The 17,515-nt window shown below is 52.5% G+C and carries 18 protein-coding genes and 1 pseudogene; 10 read left to right on the top strand and 9 right to left on the bottom strand.

What is annotated here, in order from left to right:
* Positions 1–114: 114 nt before the first annotated feature.
* Positions 115–1,494: a PD-(D/E)XK nuclease family protein gene (locus tag C463_RS11960; RefSeq protein ID WP_008444101.1), complete on the bottom strand. Its 1,380-nt coding sequence runs from the start codon at positions 1,492–1,494 to the stop codon at positions 115–117.
* A 156-nt stretch (positions 1,495–1,650) separates the two neighbouring features.
* Here C463_RS11960 and C463_RS11965 point away from each other — a divergent pair, with 156 nt between their 5' ends.
* Both C463_RS11965 and C463_RS11970 read left to right on the top strand, forming a co-directional pair.
* Positions 1,651–2,004 carry a hypothetical protein gene (locus tag C463_RS11965; protein WP_049905880.1) on the top strand — a complete coding sequence of 118 codons (354 nt, stop codon included), beginning with the start codon at positions 1,651–1,653 and terminating at the stop codon, positions 2,002–2,004.
* A 124-nt stretch (positions 2,005–2,128) separates the two neighbouring features.
* Positions 2,129–2,458 carry a hypothetical protein gene (locus C463_RS11970; protein ID WP_008444103.1) on the top strand — a complete coding sequence of 110 codons (330 nt, stop codon included), beginning with the start codon at positions 2,129–2,131 and terminating at the stop codon, positions 2,456–2,458.
* A gap of 38 nt (positions 2,459–2,496) precedes the next feature.
* Here the strand turns inward: C463_RS11970 and C463_RS17965 are convergent.
* Positions 2,497–2,640: pseudogene (locus C463_RS17965) on the bottom strand (7-cyano-7-deazaguanine synthase); the annotation flags it as partial.
* A 191-nt stretch (positions 2,641–2,831) separates the two neighbouring features.
* Here C463_RS17965 and C463_RS11975 point away from each other — a divergent pair.
* The 3 genes from C463_RS11975 to C463_RS11980 all read left to right on the top strand — a co-directional run bounded on the left by C463_RS11975 (position 2,832) and on the right by C463_RS11980 (position 4,766).
* Positions 2,832–3,512, top strand: coding sequence for a DNA-directed RNA polymerase subunit epsilon (locus C463_RS11975; RefSeq protein ID WP_193365867.1), 681 nt, complete (start codon positions 2,832–2,834; stop codon positions 3,510–3,512).
* 559 nt (positions 3,513–4,071) lie between these two features.
* Complete coding sequence (locus C463_RS18725; RefSeq protein WP_152422408.1) at positions 4,072–4,458, top strand: hypothetical protein; 387 nt, start codon at positions 4,072–4,074, stop codon at positions 4,456–4,458.
* A complete protein-coding gene (locus tag C463_RS11980; RefSeq protein ID WP_008444106.1) occupies positions 4,455–4,766 on the top strand; it encodes a hypothetical protein in 312 nt (103 codons plus the stop codon). Before C463_RS18725 ends, C463_RS11980 begins: the two co-directional genes overlap by 4 nt.
* Before the next feature lie 320 nt (positions 4,767–5,086).
* On the opposite strand, the gene queC is transcribed toward C463_RS11980, so the two are convergent.
* The 3 genes from queC to C463_RS11995 form a co-directional block, all read right to left on the bottom strand.
* Complete coding sequence (gene queC / locus C463_RS11985; protein ID WP_008444108.1) at positions 5,087–5,776, bottom strand: 7-cyano-7-deazaguanine synthase QueC; 690 nt, start codon at positions 5,774–5,776, stop codon at positions 5,087–5,089.
* A 94-nt stretch (positions 5,777–5,870) separates the two neighbouring features.
* Positions 5,871–6,647, bottom strand: a complete 777-nt coding sequence (locus C463_RS11990; RefSeq protein ID WP_008444111.1) for a 7-carboxy-7-deazaguanine synthase QueE — start codon at positions 6,645–6,647, stop codon at positions 5,871–5,873.
* Positions 6,647–7,108, bottom strand: coding sequence for a 6-pyruvoyl trahydropterin synthase family protein (locus C463_RS11995; RefSeq protein WP_049905882.1), 462 nt, complete (start codon positions 7,106–7,108; stop codon positions 6,647–6,649). The genes C463_RS11990 and C463_RS11995 overlap by 1 nt, the downstream gene beginning before the upstream one ends.
* Positions 7,109–7,288: 180 nt before the next feature.
* Between C463_RS11995 and C463_RS12000 the strand changes: the two genes are divergently transcribed.
* The 5 genes from C463_RS12000 to C463_RS18730 all read left to right on the top strand — a co-directional run bounded on the left by C463_RS12000 (position 7,289) and on the right by C463_RS18730 (position 12,571).
* Positions 7,289–7,948: a queuosine precursor transporter gene (locus C463_RS12000; protein WP_008444113.1), complete on the top strand. Its 660-nt coding sequence runs from the start codon at positions 7,289–7,291 to the stop codon at positions 7,946–7,948.
* A gap of 253 nt (positions 7,949–8,201) precedes the next feature.
* On the top strand, positions 8,202–9,236 hold the full coding sequence (locus C463_RS17970; protein ID WP_080510839.1) for a tRNA-guanine transglycosylase: 1,035 nt from the start codon (positions 8,202–8,204) through the stop codon (positions 9,234–9,236).
* Positions 9,233–10,129 carry a hypothetical protein gene (locus tag C463_RS12010; protein ID WP_008444115.1) on the top strand — a complete coding sequence of 299 codons (897 nt, stop codon included), beginning with the start codon at positions 9,233–9,235 and terminating at the stop codon, positions 10,127–10,129. The genes C463_RS17970 and C463_RS12010 overlap by 4 nt, the downstream gene beginning before the upstream one ends.
* On the top strand, positions 10,119–11,276 hold the full coding sequence (locus C463_RS12015) for a BREX system ATP-binding domain-containing protein (protein ID WP_049905883.1): 1,158 nt from the start codon (positions 10,119–10,121) through the stop codon (positions 11,274–11,276). Before C463_RS12010 ends, C463_RS12015 begins: the two co-directional genes overlap by 11 nt.
* Positions 11,277–11,344: 68 nt before the next feature.
* The gene (locus C463_RS18730; protein ID WP_152422409.1) at positions 11,345–12,571 is read left to right on the top strand and encodes a hypothetical protein; all 1,227 of its coding nucleotides are present in this window, start codon (positions 11,345–11,347) and stop codon (positions 12,569–12,571) included.
* Between the two features lie 45 nt (positions 12,572–12,616).
* Here C463_RS18730 and C463_RS20180 read toward each other — a convergent pair whose 3' ends face one another.
* The 4 genes from C463_RS20180 to C463_RS20185 form a co-directional block, all read right to left on the bottom strand.
* A complete protein-coding gene (locus C463_RS20180; protein WP_080510841.1) occupies positions 12,617–12,856 on the bottom strand; it encodes an endonuclease NucS domain-containing protein in 240 nt (79 codons plus the stop codon).
* 45 nt (positions 12,857–12,901) lie between these two features.
* Complete coding sequence (locus C463_RS18735) at positions 12,902–13,612, bottom strand: DUF6884 domain-containing protein (protein ID WP_152422410.1); 711 nt, start codon at positions 13,610–13,612, stop codon at positions 12,902–12,904.
* Positions 13,613–15,793 (bottom strand): hypothetical protein, encoded by a 2,181-nt coding sequence (locus C463_RS12020; protein ID WP_008444118.1) that lies wholly within the window; start codon positions 15,791–15,793, stop codon positions 13,613–13,615.
* A 152-nt stretch (positions 15,794–15,945) separates the two neighbouring features.
* On the bottom strand, positions 15,946–16,599 hold the full coding sequence (locus C463_RS20185) for a phospholipase D-like domain-containing protein (RefSeq protein WP_080510842.1): 654 nt from the start codon (positions 16,597–16,599) through the stop codon (positions 15,946–15,948).
* Between the last annotated feature and the right edge of the window lie 916 nt (positions 16,600–17,515).

A 17,515-nucleotide genomic window follows, 5' to 3' on the forward strand; every position in this document is an offset into this window, starting at 1 on the left:
GAATGAAAACTGTGGCGCGCAAATTATCAAAATCAAGACAACATACCTTCATCGCCCTCCTATTACAAATCAGTAGGGAAAACCATGCTTCGCAATAAGTAGACCGACGACTACCTATTCTCTCTTAGACAGACCACCGAGGAACTCACCGATAGGATCTTCATCGAACACATCTTCATACACCTCTTCAAACACATCGTTCATCACTATCGGAAGTTCACTATGGGGACCACAGAACTCAGAGACAGCAGTGTCTAGCTGGTCGAAGTATGAGCCAACCAAATTATTCGGATCAAGCGGGTAGTCTTTGACAACGAGCGCCGATGCACTCCCTAGTCGTATATCGTCAACACCGATCTTCGTTAGTGCGTCGTGGGTTCGATCGTTGTACGTGGAGAGGCACTTCTCAGCAAACAACGTGTTAAACGAGCGCCCGCTGTCCTGCGTCTCAGTATGGACGTTTCGGGCGGGTGGCAGCCGAAGCCTGAATCGAAGCGTTTGGTTTCGGAGTAGCTCAGTCGTCGGTGAATGGCGGTAGAATAACTGAATTGTGCTGGTGCTGTTCAGCGGGTCTTGATCCCAATACGCCGGGAAGAGCTTCTGATACTCTGGGTTGCTCGATACTGAAGTGGTCCACCCAGATTTTTCAATGTTGTACTTACTGACGAGTTTATCGATCCAGTTGTCCTGTAGATAGGTGCTTACATCATCGAAGTCGCTTTCGAACTGGCTGTTCGCCTGCTCTACTTGCTGAATCAGGTCGCTGTGCTCGAAATACACGTTGAGGCGTTCATTGAGTTCGTCCTCGTCAATAGCTGAGTCCATACCCTCTGTCTCTTTCAGCGACTGAATAAAATCTGTGAACTGAATAACACTCCGGTTCGGATACTCAAAGAGCGACGCCTGTGTCCCGGCCTCAAAACTCTCCGCGAGGTCCGCCCATGAAACAGCCTCAAATATGGACTCTGTCGGACTGTCAGCAGCCTCGCGTTTCAGGTATACGTATTTTGTCGATTCTAGTTTCTCAACCTCTATGGTATCTGCGTCAAACCAACTGAAATCCCACGTGTCCGCCTCAGCGTACTTGCGAGTTTGTTCTGTCCCTTCTTCTGCACCGACCTTCAATTCAAGAAACACCGCCCAGCGTGGATGGTCACCCAACGCACTCCCACCAGCAATAATCAGGTCAATCCGCCCTTCTCCTTCGTCGCCCGCAATCCACACTTCATCTTCAATCTCGATGTGCTGGCCAGATAAATTGAACTCATAGAAATCAATACACTCGAAAAACTGACTGAGTATCGTGTATCTGAACCCGTGCGATTTCCGCGGATCTAAGAAATATTGTAGCGTATCTTGGTATTTCTTCTCTCTTGACGCAGAGAGTATCGAATAGATACCTTGCGGACGTTGTGTCCGCCGGTCAAGTTCCATATACTGCTGTACAAACTTCTCTAACTCCTCACGCTCAAGCTCCGGAGAATCATCAGCCATGGGTACGCTACGTTCCTACCGGTTCTTCAAACTGATTGGCACTGTTAACGAGCCAGGACGTTCGTTCCCGTCCCGCCTCTGTATTCTCCTGTACGGTAACGGGGCTAGAAACCCAGACACGAATGCTTTTGCGTGGGGTTTGAGAACTCCCGTGTCATGACAGATCACATAGAGCCCACCGAGGAGTATGACGGGCGAATCAGAGTGAAACTCCTTGATGACCATGCCGATACACGAGTGATCCCGTGTTCATCCTACACAGAGGCGATAACGCTCGTCAAGGAACATCAACACGAGGTCACCACCGCGAAAATCATCGACCGAGAGCAAGAAGTAGTCTTCAGCTCAGCCGACATGGACATCGACGTCTGGGAGTCGATTTGGAAAAACGAAAAACGTCGCCTCTCAGTCAACGTCGAGGACCGCGACTGCCCGTACGATAACATCTCCTGCTTTTTCGATGACCTCTGTGTCCAATGTAAGATGGACAAATTACAGGACGAGTTCTAACCCATTCTGTAGAAGGGGTAGCTCACCTTGTGTAAGTCACGTACGCTACTATTGTGGAACCATCCTACGGAGTGACGCGCAACCAGATTTATTTGTTGCTGTAGACGACATCAATGTACGTCTCATGCCTGAAAGCGAAACTGAGCATCTTGATTATTACCCGTCAGGGTGGAGCGAGGAGATTCATGACGAGTACTACGTTGAGTGGATATGGGATGACGATCAGACAATCTTCGTTCGCCTTGACGGGACGATGGGCGATGGCGACTATACAGTAACTCCGATTACTGGTGTAAATGTGGATGGTGAAGAGTTCGTGACCAAGCCAATCTCGGGACTGTCACGACCAGAGGCGTTCGACGTCGCAGCAACACTCATCTATGCTATGAATGGGGTCACGGGACGACTCAACGGAGAGGATGAGTTTACGGGCGATACCAGCAACGGATCCTAATCACAAGAATATACAGCGATGGTCTCTTGAAGAGGATATTACGAGAATTCAGGTCGCTCAGCGTGCGAAATTGGATCTTTTGACCCGGCGTTCCGGAACGCACACGCATCACACGTCCCGCAGGCCGGCTCCTTATCGCGGTAGCACGACCACGTTATCTCATACGGCACACCGAACTCTAACTCACCAGAGAACCACTGATTCAGACAGCACAAGTTTCCCATGATGATCACGAGAGGATAACGTAATGACGACTCCCGGTTTGTCTTCACACCGATATTGGTGAAGGCCACGCAAGCAGGAGAATATACAGAACTAGGTCAAGAACTAAGGCGTTGTTTGGTAGTTGTATTTACAGTATTTGGGGTCAGCTATGAGTGAGAGAACGAGCGAGGATGTAGATGGGGACAAAGACGAGTCAGAAGAGACTGACCAATATCTTGCTGAGGAGACTCCGGAGCAACAATCATCCCGTCAACAAGAACTCGATCATTCATCTGAGAAGTACACGACTGGGTACGATGCGTTCGGTGAGACTCGTGTTGGGATCGGAAGCGCTGGTGGGGATGTAACGAAACTCATCCGGCACAACGAGGGCCGCCATCGTTCCGACGGTAACCACAGTGTTCGTGAAGCAGCTCGTGACAAAGGGCGTGTTACTGAATCGTTCTGCTCTACTCTTGATCTCCCGTCTCATCAGCAACGTACAGCGGTCGCTGCGATGGCAACGATGAATTTGGATCGGTTTGGCCGGCAGAAACGGCTTGAGAAAGTTGCCCTAGCGACAATTAAAGTGGTTGTCGAGTGGGATCGCTCCCGCCGGTTCCCTGACGATTCCTTGTCGGACCTTGATGAGGATGATCTGCCGACACGGATGCTTGATGACCCTGACTACCGAGAAATCTTGGATCAACATGACGTCTCGAAGGCAGATCTATACAGTGTCTCCCAACTCGTCAAACGTGAACTGAAAAAAGAGGCGTTTTTTACCCCCGGCGGGCGATCCAAATCAGATGCCACGACCGGTACTGGTATCGATGTCGACAATGGATAATCCCCCCATTGACTGCCGATATATGTGTTTCAGACATTATATGCCGTGCTAGAATCCTCTGTAGTAATTATTCTTTAAGTATTCCTTGCGACAATATGCGTAGTGAGGGTCGTCGGTCGTCAGAATCGCCGTAAGGCGAGAAGACGGCTTGGCTGCCAATTAACGCGCGAATTATCGCGGGATTCGGCCCCCTTGAACAGAGGTAGGTCTCTTCGAACTACCACTGTGGCTTCGGAAGGGGATTCGTAATCATCGCGCACGGGAATGGCCGATAGGCTTCGGTCCGTCTAGCAAACCCTTCGAATGGGTATCTTAGTCCGTGCGCGCAATTCGCGCCCGAAAGCATTGTTTCTCGTCGTTAGCCAGCGACACCCCTTAGAGGCCCTTCGGCTCATCGCCGAGAGGAATCAGTCCTCTTCGGAGTACTGCTTCGTCGGGTCTCAGTCACCATAGCACATATCGACGCGGCCAGTGGCAACGCTGGTCAGCGTGTGATATACTCTGCTTCGCAGCCACTGGCTCCCAGACGGCGATGTACTACACCAGACCCATTCGATAAATGTCCGTACACACCAACCTCGACCAGACGTATCTTCCACTGATCAAACAACACGCCCGTGACCGCTGGCACGAACGAACTCCTGCGGACAGATCGATCGAAGAAGCGTGGCGCGTCGCCACACCTGTTGACGCCCCCGCAGCCGAATGCAGCCACGCTCGACTCCACGAACCTACAGACGCACTCCTGCTCGTCCGCGACGGCTGGCTGCGAACCGTCCTCAACAACGACGGTCGGCTTCAAAAGGCGGGCTTCGTGATGTGCGATAGCTGCGATGACCTCGTAGACCCGATCACCGACACGTGCTGCCCTTCCTGCGGTGACCCACAACCCACCGTCCAAACCAGTGGGCAGATCACCATCATTCACGGCGGTGAGAACCGATGAGCAGCCCACCGTTCATCCACATCGACGAGTTCGACGGCACACACGGATTCGTCAAAACCAAAGCGTTCGTCAACTACACCATCGACCTCCGGAGCCACACACCCCAACAGAAAGTCATGCTCGGTAACACCGACCGAGGGGAAGTCGAACGCCCCTGCGTCGTGTTCAACGACGACATCACACTTGACGAAGGATGCGGCTACGTATTCGGCGGTTTCGACAACCAGTGGGATGCCGGCGAAGAAATTCAACTGAAGCTCGCACAAGGGGCGTGGATTCGGAAGATCTACGACCCAGACGACCAGTAGCACTCGGCTCCACGATTCCTTCAGGAAGTACCTGATTGGATCTGTTTGCCACTCTTTGTATCAAGTTGGATATTACAGGCGTCCGCGTAAGGTACTGAGTTCATCCTCTCTGCGAAGCGATGCTCGGGTCGCGTGTTTCCGGTTGACCAACTTTCCTTCGTCTCCGACGTGCTCGTCAGGGCCATCAAGCAGTTCCTTGGTAACTCCGACGCTGACCTTCGGTCATACACTTGTATGCGCAGAGCAATATGATCACAGTGTGGTCACCTGTAGTTTCAATACAGAGTCCCGAGAGTGTGGAGTAGATCCTGACCGATAAATTACGAGAACTCCGGCCGCTCAGCATACGCAATCGGATCGCGTGACTCAGCATTCCGAAACGCCTCAAGCCGGAACGCACACGCATCACACGTCCCACACGCCGGTTCCTCGTCTCGGTAACACGACCACGTCATCCCGTACGGCACCCCGAGCTCCAACCCCCGCTCCGCAATCTCCGTCTTCGACCACTCGACGAACGGCGCTTTCAGCTCGATCTCCGTCTCCGGTTTCGTGCCGACATCGATCACGTTCTGAAAGGCGTCGAAGAAGGCGGGGCGACAGTCGGGATACCCGGAGAAGTCCTCGGAGTGCGCCCCAATGAACAGCGCCTCTGAATCAGTCGCCTCCGCGTACGACGTCGCCATCGACAACAGATTGGCGTTGCGGAAGGGGACGTACGACGTCGGGATTTCGTCACTCTCAAGATCTGCGTCGGCCACGTCCATCTCCTCGTCAGTCAGGCTCGACGCGCCGATCTGGGAGAGATGCCCTGTTTCGATGTGCAGAAAGTCAGCCGCATCGACCTCCTCGGCAAGCGCTTTTGCGCACTCGTACTCCTTGTCCTCCGTGCGCTGCCCGTACGACGTATGGAGAAAGTACGGCTCGTACCCTTGCTCGATCGCCTCGTACACAGCCGTCGCACTATCCATCCCGCCGGACACCAGAATGACCGCGCTTTTGTTGCTCATGTCTGCTTGGTTGCGTCGAATCGATTATCGCTCTGTTCACCACACCGCACTCGCGGCACCGCGCTCTGCCGACCGACCTCTGAAAGTGACGTACTCATGTTCCCGGGGCGTCGTTCCATAGGTCCACGTGCAGTCGCGGCGTGTACCGGTAGCCGTACTCCATCGCCAGCTCGGCGACCTCGCTTCGCGTCCCGTCGAGTTGCTCGCGCGTCATGCCCTCCGGCATTAACAGGACGTCATCATCGGCAACGGTCGTCGCCGTCGCTTTTCGTACTCGGTCAACCAGGTCTGTGATCTCTGGGAGGTCCGACTCGTCCGTCACGACGAACTTCAGTTGCGTCTCGTAGTCGTCGACCATCTGGGACAACGCATCCATGTCGATCCGATTCTGTTCGTGTTTCTCCTCCCACTCGCCCTCCCCTTTGGGGTCACGCTCCGGTGTCGGCGTGCTGCTCGCCAGCTTCGGGCTGATACTCGCCAGATCGATCGGCGCGTCCCGGTAGATTGTCCCATTGGTCTCCACCGTCGCGTGATACCCCTCTTCGTCGAGCCGTTCTAAGAGCTCGACGGACTCCTCGTGGATGAGTGGCTCGCCGCCGGTGAGCACGACGTGGTTCGCCTGCTCGTGGGACTGTACCTCCTCGATGATCGAGTCGACGTCGCGCCACGCCCCGGTCGGCTCCCACGACGTATGGTAGGAATCACAGAACCAACACCGCAGATTACACCCAGACGTCCGCACAAAGACAGAGGGGACGCCTGCGAGCGTTCCTTCGCCCTGCAACGAGTAGAACACCTCGTTGATTGGGAGGCCCTCCCCAGCCGCGTCAGCGTCCGTTGCGGGTTCCCCCACATCGCTTGCGACGGGCATCAGTAGCTTGCGCAGAGCTCACCGGTTTCACTCACCGACACGGAGACGTCCGAGACGGTGTCCGGGAACGCCTCAAGCATTCGTTGTTCGAGGAGGACGCTCATTACTTCTGCTGTTGGTGGGTGATCGAGGACGACGAGGGCGTCGCCGTCGCCGGCCTGCTCGAACGCGTCAACGAGCGGGTCGCCTTCCTCAACGAGGAACCGGTGGTCCCAGGTGTCGATGACGTCCGTGACGTCGCCCTTGTCGACGACCCACCCCTCCTCGGTGAGTTCGCCGGTCACTTCGACGGTGATCTCGTAGTTGTGGCCGTGTGGCCGCGAGCACTTCCCGTCGTGGTGGAGGATTCTGTGGCCCGAGCTAATTCGGATGGGGTTGTCTGCTCCGATTTGGAGTGTGCGTTGGCCTGCTTCCTGAAGCACATCTGCTTCGGATTCGTCTCTTGATATACTCCGAGCCATACTCGAAGAATATTCGGGGAATATATAAATATTGAGTTTCGTTACTCTATCGATGGAACAGCAGCACCACTCACGATCGTCTCTCCGCGGACTCTCCCGTTGCCCCCCAGTATCCCCCCTGGTCGAGCCGCATCATAGCACCACACGCAACTGTCCGGTCACAGACGGTGGTGACAGCTGATGGAGACTGAGGATACTCGTGCGATATTTACTGCTGTGTTTGCCGGCTCAATCGTCCTCGCAAACGTCCTCGCAGCGAAACTGACGTGGATCGAGCTGCCGGGGCTTGGCGGTGTCGCCGTCCCCGCTGGGTTCGTTGCGTTCGGCGTCGCGTACCTCGCCTCGGACTTGCTCGTCGAGTACCACGGGAAAGAGTACGCTGCGACCGTGGTCAACGGCACCGTCGTCACGCTCGTCATCGCGTATGCGCTCGTCTTCCTCGCCATTTGGATGCCATCCGCGCCGTTCTACGGTGGGCAAGCCGCGTTCGTCTCGACGCTTGGCGGCTCGGCATCGATCATCCTCGCCTCCGTCGTCGCGCTCGCGTTCGCCCAGCATCTCGACGTCCGACTTTTCGCTAACCTGAAGAATCGTACGGCTGGTCGGCATCGCTGGCTCCGGAACTGCGGCTCTACTGCAATTAGTCAGGGCGTGGACACGGTCGTGTTCATCACGCTCGGGTTCGCTATCTTTCCGGCACTCGGCCTCGGTGGGGACCCGACCTGGGGTTGGGCGCTTGTGTCGATTGTCGCTGGGCAGTACATCGTGAAGCTGCTTGTGGCGCTGATTGATACGCTCCCGTTCTACGCTGTTACGGAGTTCGTGGAACGGCCGGCTTAGCTCTGTATGTGCTGAATGGGGGCCAACCTTCGTTGCTGAATGAGGCGAAGATATGGAATTCAGTGCTTGGGAGACGTGTTCGACGTAGGAGGTAGTGAAAGATGGGTGAGTGAGCCCGGAACTACGGCAAATTAAATAGCATGTTGTATTATCGGGATAAATTCACATCTACTTTCGTAGACTGAGCACCGTCTTTGGATATTCTAGTCGGGAAAAGATATAAGTCACAGCTGAGCTTATCGCAGCTCGTTACATGTTATACAGACGACGAACACTATCAACGCCACACGGAAAATTAGAGACACCTGTTCTCTTCCCAGTCCGTAATATCGGGAAGCGATCAAGCGATAACCCCCCAGAGTACACGAATGAGATCCCTGACCTCTCGACTGCGATGGTTAACGCTCGGTCGATACGTCAGCGGGAACCACAATGGGATAGAATACAGGACGGTCAGACCCTGCGAAGTGAGATGGGGGGACCCAAATCAACTATTATTTTCGCCGATAGTGGTGGATTTGATTTCCGCTCTGAGGAACTAGACACCACCCCAAAGAAATCGCTCGAAACACAGCAGGCAATCGAAGCAGATATCCTTGGAACAGTCGACGTTCCACTCTCGCGCGAGAATAGAGAACGAGAGAACGACCGACGGGCAGAAGAGAACATTCAGCGGGCCCTTGCCGCGAGCAATTCGCATGACGGTGACGGCTTACTTTTTGCTAGTGTACACGGGTACGACCCTGAGACAATACGGAACGGTATTCGTTATCTTGAGGAGAACGGTGAATTCGACGGATACGCCCTCGGTAGTCTCGTTCCTATCAGGACCGACTATGAGAAGGTAACAAAACTGATATTAGCTGCACGGCGAGCAACTGACAAGCATCTCCATGCGTACGGATTGGGCGGCCTCGTGTACCAACCACTACTGCTCTACTGCGGAGTGGACAGTTTCGACTCAAGTGCGTTTATCCGAAGTGCTGGTAACCGGAACTACCTGATCCCCGGGTTCGGAGGTGAGGAACTACGACATATCGAGGATCTCGAATACCTTCCTTGTGCTTGTCCGGTCTGTAAAGATCGCACGCTTGACGATGTCCGCGAGGACCGTGATGCTCTCGTGAAGCACAACTTATGGGCGCTCACACTCGAACTTCGTCGCTTCCGGTACATGGTAGAAGCAGGCGAGGACGTTGAATCATACCTCGATCTTCGCTTCCGTGGCAACGAAGTAACGGCCCGAGCCTACAAACTAGCGAAGCAGCAAGTCAGGAGGCTCGCATGAGCGACGAACGTCCCACCGTTCGACCAGTTAACCTCGGTCGGCTGGTTGAGATAACTCACTTGTGTCGGAACGGCGCGCAATCGACGGATGACGTCGTTGACGCACTCGACGTGAGCAAACGGCGTGCACGAGAGACTATCCTCGAATCCACGCGTATCAGTCTCACTGAAAAAATATCTGACGAGAAAACCTACGCGACAACGACCATCGGTGAGCGCTTTATCGATGCCGTTGAAGCGAGTGATTGGGAGAGAGTCAACTCAGTTCTAAAGACACACAGTCCCCACTATGGAGAATTTCTGGGCCTATTTGAAGGTAGCAACACCATCGAACCGGATGCGGCACTAAAACTACTCGAAGACCAAGCCGAGTTTACTCCGTACGAGTATAACGAGACATCGTTAGACGTCATCGGGGCCTGGGCGCAACGCCTCGGCGCGATTCAGAGAAATGCGTTCGACGGTACATTCTATACAGTCGAAGAAAGCGATGTGCCACCCAACTTCCCGTACGTGCTGCTGTCCGTTGCTGACAGCCTAGAGGAGAGTGCTGGCGTGAATCTGAAGAAAAGGTATCTCTCGATCCCTGAACTTCGTGAGCATACCTGTGAGCGGCTCAGTTGTGACCGTGCTGCGTTCGATGAAGCCCTGCGGACGCTCGCACAACAGAATATCGGTCGGATAGAGCTCTCCGGAGCACCGATCGACACCGGTGCGAAGGAGGCACGGTATGGACTCAAAACGATCGAACTAGCCGATGTTGACGGTGAACTCGTCACTACCGATCAGTCTTCAGAGCAGGTGATGCGTGGTGTCGAACAGGCCGGTAAACAATACTACTACCTCGCGGTGTACGACCGCGACCTCCAATTCAACAACAACAATGACGACTGACAATTTTGAGATTACAGACGAACAGCGCGACTACTCATCCCTTGGTCTCGACGAGAACCCGTTCCCCTATAGCCCAGTGCCAGCAGACAACCCGGATGTTTACTGTGGACAGGATCACGTGGCGAATGCAGTAAGCGATACTGTCTCTACGGTTCTTAGCACCGGCAAATCGAAACACCTCGTGATCACTGGTAAATACGGGAATGGGAAATCTCATACCCTCAAATACGCACGCTCGCTCGTCCGTGACCGCGAAGACGTACTTGTGGGATACGTCGCTCAACCCGGCGAAGGATTCCTTGATGTCTATCACGAGTTCATGTATGATCTCGGCTTCGACCGCGTACAGGAACTTGCGTACGAATTCCTCGCTCATGTCGCCCGAGAGCACACCGAAGCGAATCCGATGGGAGCTCCCTCAATGAAATCGCTGCTCGACGAGGGAGAAATTCTGCTCTCAGAACTCGTTCCGAAAGCTGTCCAACTGCTGAGTGATGTCACGAAGTTCGCAGATTTCGCTCGGGCGATCGTACATATGGTGTACGAAGACACCAACCTCTACGCATGGCAGTGGCTCACCGCAGAGGGCATTCGGTACGAGCAGCGGAAGGAGATGGAGATTCACAGCGCACTTGACGACGACACGATGGGTGTGCGTGCATTTACTGCGCTCAAGAACATGCTCCTCGAACTCGGATACACCGGCGTGTTCGTCTTCGTGGATGAGTTTGAGAGCGTAGCGCGACTCTCTCCAAAGAACGAGCAGGCAACACTCAACAGTCTAAGACATTTGATGGATCAGAACAGTTCCGGACTCAGCATGATGTTCGGGTGTGCTCCGGAGGTCTGGCAGGACATCATGAGCGAGTATCACGCGTTCTCCGAGCGAATCGGTCGAGAAGTCTCTCTCCGACCAATGACAGAGGACCACTTGGAGGAACTCGTTGATTCTTATCTCGACCTAGCCTCCGATAAATCGGTTTCAGTGTCCGATGTCTTCGAGGAAGACAGCCTCCAACTCATTTTACAGAGTTCACAGGGGAACGTTCGCCAGGCACTTTCCATCTGTAGCTACACGGTCGATGACGCAGCCAAACGAGGACGGGAAAACATAGACACAGAAATCATTCAGGAAATCGTCTCCTAGGATCCGCTGCTCTACTGGGGTTTACTTGATCCCAATCATTATTTCTGGTCGAGATCTCGGTTTATCAGATGATTGAACCGCTCGTGCTGGCAGCGGCGAAAGATTACCTCGTTACCGACAGTATCGAGCACGGGTACGCAATCGTTGATGCGCAGTTTCTCGTGAACCAGTGGGGAGAAACAAATGTCGCAGATGAAACGGTCGAGAGGCTCTCACCGATCAACGCACTGAACCTCTCATCAGGGCGTCCAGATGCACTTGTGGCCGCACCGAATCCGAGTGCGTTTGAAACGAGTACAGAACAGGTTCTTGCTCCGCTACTGTCTGTCATCGAAGCGAAAGGCCACTCGGCTGGCTCCGTTAACGTCTCAGAGGCGATAACCCAGGCACACGCACATCTCGATGAGGTAAACCTTGGATTCGCAGCTGTTCCGAAGCGCAGCATAAAATCGATCCACCGTCGATTGGCCGGAGAACTCGACGTTGGAGTCCTCCTAGTTGACGAAACCGGTGACGTTGAAGTCGCTGAAAAACCCCGAGCAGTTGGCGCATCGACGACTCCCTCTACCGAGACGGTTCGGTTCCATGCTCGAATCGGGGGGGATGTACCGTCCAAATTGAAGAAAAATCACCCGAAGAACGCGCTCGGGTACATACTCGCAGTAACTGCCGATGGAAACACCGAAACGCTGTGTGAAGAGTATGTTATCGAGACCGTGTCGCATGCAAGATTAGATGCAGAGGCATTGGGTTTGGTCGCAACTGGGAGTGGAAACCCGAGACTGACTCCCAAAGGAACTGAGTCAGTTCGGACTCTTTCATATTGTTATGATGGTGTAGTGGCTGCTTTGAACAAGATCCGCGAGTATCGCCGTTCCCGAGAGCGATTGATCGACGTTGAACCAGCGATGGCGATTGTAGCACGAGACGCGATTCTTCAATATCCCCCCACACAAGAGTTACTACACGTTTTAGATGATATCACTGAAGAGGGATCCGGGAGATTTCGTGTCGATCAAGTCGCAAAACGTCTTGCGAAACGTCGCCCGGAGTTCGCTATCGACTTGTTTCTCAGCACGGATCCGAAGATACGGCGAGCTGCTCTACGAGATCAAGAAATACGGTTAGAGGTATTCGATCAAGAGGAACACTATCATACGAATACGCTATACCAGTACAAGGCTGTGCTATTCCACACTGGTCTTCTCACGTCAAGAGGGTTAGATACTCTTGCAAAATTGGATTTCTCTGAGGAGAAGGAATCTCAGATGTGGATTCCCGAAGATAGTATCTGAACCAAATGAACAAAACTTGTCTATCAGAGTGTACAAAGTGGATCCTCAATCACGCCAATCATCAATTGATGACTGTCCTGGCGATGTAGATATTCGTTGATATTCCTCGAACTTAACCCATTCTAGATTTTGATCGCGGAGTAGTCTCTCTACTGTTGTATGGATCGATGGCGCGACCAATATACCTCTGACGTGAGAATCGATCGACTCTCGAAAATAGGAGACACACCGTTGGAGTTGATCGACATGAGTATATTTTGCAGTAGGCTGTTTTACTTCGATGATGACCGGATTTCTATCCGTTAGCTGCTACATTAGAAATTCAAAATCTCAAGAGTAGTTGTCTATTCCGGATTGAGAACCCGCTGAATGGTCAGTTTGACAGTACTTAGCCGCTTCTTCAGGAGTGATCGAATCTCTTGATCCACAGAGAGCTGCTGAAAAATTCTTGAGATAAGTCCCTTTCAGACCTACTACTGTTGAGCCAAACTCTTTGCCTTCCTCGGTCCGTGCAGGTACAGAAATAGCCTGTTCGTATTTTTCATCCATTTCTTCCTGATTAAACAGGACGACAGCCGTTTCTACCGGCGTAGAACTGAGAAGCCCGTTAAGATCGATCGTGTCGTAATACTTCGCTCCGAGAGAGAGGAAGACGATATCAAAGTCTCCGGTGTTGATCAGTTCTCTCAACCGCTGAGTAAGCTGAAATCGTTTCTCCCGTTCAGCAATCTCCGCTTGGGACATCGAATTAAACGTAGCTTCGTACGGAGGCAGACGCTGGTCTTCATTGACAAGTCCGAAGCCCGCGCTGACGAAGAACCGCTCCACGTTGTGACCTTTCGTCGTGAGCGCGTGGACTGCCTCCGTGATTCGACGTTGCTGCTTTCCGTCGTACAGGTCCTTCGCTCGAATCCCTTCGATGCCTAAACTCTGTAGGAGGCTCTCTACGTCCTCGTTCTTTGTTCCTTCCTGATCTACGACAGGATAATCTGCTGGGTGAGATTTTGTCCCAGAGCATTGATCGATAATCAGGATCCGCATTCAGAACTCCTCCAATTGGATCTGTACGTCTCTATTCGGGGTAAAGTCGGATTCGTATCCCAACCTCTTCAGGATCCGGTCCCAAATCCCTTGTGGCTTGTCCACAAACTCGACAGAATCAATATCAAACCGTGTCTCCCCTTCGGGGTCGTAATAAAGGACTGTGTCATAACGACCGGACTTTCGTTCAAGTTCTTCCGAGATTCCGATAGGATCGAGAGAGATGCTTGTGGGGCCAGGTTCCCACCACTCATGAACACCATTTGCGTCAAGAACACCAATCTCCGCGACTGGGACATCATGGATTACCTCCCAAAGATCTTCATACATATCTGAGAGATATTCTTCTACAGTATTTCGACCAAATAGAGAGCTATCGGCAGGCACGACAACCAGCATCTTCGGCAAATCGTGTTTGAACTGCTGATAGAACCGGTACGTGTTATGGAACCCACGGCGGCGATTTCGGTTGTTCCCCCGGAATATCGCAACTTCAATACCCAAATTCTCGCAGATCGGACAATCACATCGGTCCCATGGACGGGAACGAAGCGTCTTCCGGTATCCCTCAAGAAGATCCTCGTCCTCGATCAGTTCTGATGAAGCGTAATTCTCTAACACTGTCCAAATCTGTTTGAACGTCGCAACTTCACCGGAACTCTCTTCGAGTGCTTCAACACGATCTACAGTCCGTGGGAACCCCTCAGCGACCTCACGAGCGGTGTCGATGATCCTAAGATACTCATCAAAATCAGTGGGGTCGTCAGCATCATCCGCACGTAGTAGTTTCACGAGTTTCTTCCGAACATCATCACCAAAACTCGCCTGTAGTTCGTATCCGTGTTCGAAGTCGTCACGGAACTCAGTAGTAATCTCTCGGAGGAGTCTCGCATCATATCTCTCATCGTGTCGGTGTACCTCTAGGTAGTCAACAAGGGCATCAAGTACGAGGTTCGCTTCCGTGTACCAACTACGGATGTGGGTCGAAATGGAGGCTTCGTCGTCGAAAGCTCGTAACGCATGTAGCACCTCTTGACCCAGCATCGATTTTTTGACGGCAATCTCGAGGTCATCACCGGGCGCTGCGTACCGAACACGGATGGCATCGAACCGCTCGTCAGAATTCAAGTGATAGTTGTTTCCACCTGTCCACGCCGCCCGGAGCATGCTCGCGCTGTCTATCGAGGACATCTGTGCTCGACCGATCGTCTCAAAGCCATCCGTCTTTGCGAACCCAAATACGTGTGTATCGATTCTCGTCTCGTGTTCTGACTCAAACTGCGCTATTCGATGTCCTACGTCCGTGACGATCTCCTCGACCTGCTCGAGTTGACTCCCAGCAACGCCACCGACCCCGACGTACTGGTACCCCATCTGCAAGACATCGTCGAGTGCCTCTCCGTAGGTGGTCGGATCCCAGCCCTGAAACGCAGCCATAAGTCGGAACGACCAATCTCCCTCGTCGTATAGTTCGCGTATCTCTACTGCGTTCTCAAGAGTAATTTCGTAGCGAATCTGCTTGTCATCTTCACGGTAGACCGCACGTGGATCTTCATCCATGCGACCAAGGATATCGTGTACCGTACCCTCAAAATCATCGTGAGTAAACGGTTCGACAGTGGACACATCGTAGACCGATTCCTCGTATCGTTTGACAAGGTCGGGCCACTCCACGGGCCACTCCTCAACCATGACGTCCACTTGCTCAGTGAGTTCGTTGGGCAGATCGCTCTCGGTAAAATCAGGATGTAGTGCTCGTTCGTCGAGATAGAGACGGCCTTTCTCTTTACCCGAACCCAACACGAGGTGGTCAATAGTGACTCCGACAGTCACGTCAAGGCTCTCATAGAACTGTAGCATTCCCTCGTTCCCGTACCGGGGGAATGGGAGCGATTTGTAACCCCATGCACCACAGTCACTGATGGTTGGAAGCCAGTCCGGAATATTTAGTTGTGGGTCATCGTAGACACCATGCTCAGTGACTCGGTCATACTTCCGCCGACTGTCTTCTACCTGCTCACGGGAAATTAGCACACCGTCAATTGGTGTTGTCTCATAGTCAAAAATATCCCAGATGAAGTGACGCTCCCGCTCCTGCTTGTTTAGATTAGAGAGTTCGTCGTGGACGAAGTCGTAGCGGGCGTCGACTGCGTCCTCCCATTCGGGGACATAGAACTTCACAGAGTTAGTTCACCAGGATAGGATTGCTTCTTAATGTATTTAGAAGCATCCAATTGATACGGTCTGCTCGTGAGTCCGCTCAAAAATAGGGCTTGGAATATTTATATTGGATATCGAAATATCTGAGACACATATTTCTAAATTGATCTAGACTACCACGGTCGATAGACATTTGGAAAAAACGAATACTGTGTCTCTCCGGTGTAAGCTTCCTCGGGGATTCGGTCCGGTGCTGCTATCTTCCAAATCATGTCAAAGTAACTTATACCAGTCTCCAAAACGTTGGGATTTCGTGTTTGTAATCCGGCCTCCGGATTATAGTAAAGACTGTTTTCCATTAGATTTGCACTCCCAACAAGCAAATTCCCGTTCTGTGGAGATCCTGCGATGAACAACTTGGCGTGAACACCGGTTTTCTTCAAATGTGATTGGTTATTTTTTTGCAACTCACGCAATTCTGTGTGGTCGTGATATTCTTTATAACGCGTGTAGCTCCGGAGTTCAAGATTACCCTCGGTATCACCGAGCCGGGACAAGAGGTTCCGTTTCAGTTGAGACCACTCATGTCCTTCGGGTAACCGGAACAACAGTCTGACCTCAATATCATTATCGAATAACCGCGATAGTTGTGAGACATAGTCCTGAATCGCAAAGTTTGTCCACGGACACATAATCCGAACTACGGGTTTGACATCACCATCAGCCTCTAGCGGGTGGTTGATAACTTCCGGAATCATCTCCGCGAACGATTCTGAATCGTGAGGGCGTTCTTGACGCCACCGCCGAATCGTTTTTATTTCCNCCATCAGCCTCTAGCGGGTGGTTGATAACTTCCGGAATCATCTCCGCGAACGATTCTGAATCGTGAGGGCGTTCTTGACGCCACCGCCGAATCGTTTTTATTTCCTGTTCAAGTTCTCTGCTGTCGCCGACGTAGTTTTCGATACTGTAGGCATCCGCGTGAAACTCCGGATCGAAAATTGTGTAGATGAACCGAGTTGGGCTGATAGTGAACGACTGCATGAACGACATCGCAGTCGTGAGGATACGATTCTCTTGCTGTTTTTGAATCCCTGACACACCTGACTGCAGAATGTGGAGTGATACCAGGCGGTCTTGAAGATCCCCCAGTCGGGTTTGAACCCAATTAGTATACTCGTCGACGGAAGGTGGTTCGTCCACCGGAACAGGATATACCTTCTCGAAAAACAAGACACCATCATCATAGGTCGTCTCGATACCTGCGTCCTGTAGATCAGTATACACGCCTAATTCGTGCTGGTCAGTCTGTTCTGCCACCCATCCGGCTGCGAGTGGAACATCCCGCTGACTAGCAAGTGCACAAACCCCGGCGATAGACGGTGGAAATGGCCAGGTTATGGAATCTGTAGTGGTTTCGGATGACCTTTTCAGGGCAAGTGTTTTTTGTAGTTGCGCTTGCTTTCGCTCGGTTTGAGAGATCAAATCATCTACCACCGTTTCCAACTCTGTTCCAAATAGGGCCTCGACTAAGTCCTCTAATGCATTATTCCGAACGTACACCGATAGTGCGCCATTCATCCCGGTCGGCCGTGGGGTTGGCGGCTGAATATCAAACGTTTCGAGAATAGAAGGTACAATCGAATTGTGCTGTTCTATTTCAAGATGAGACAGTAATCGATCGAGGGTTGCATATGCTGCCTCCGACCGAGATTTCGAGAACCCTTCTGCAATTGGTGCGAA

This window comes from Halorubrum californiense DSM 19288 (assembly GCF_000336875.1).
In the GTDB taxonomy this organism is placed as follows: domain Archaea; phylum Halobacteriota; class Halobacteria; order Halobacteriales; family Haloferacaceae; genus Halorubrum; species Halorubrum californiense.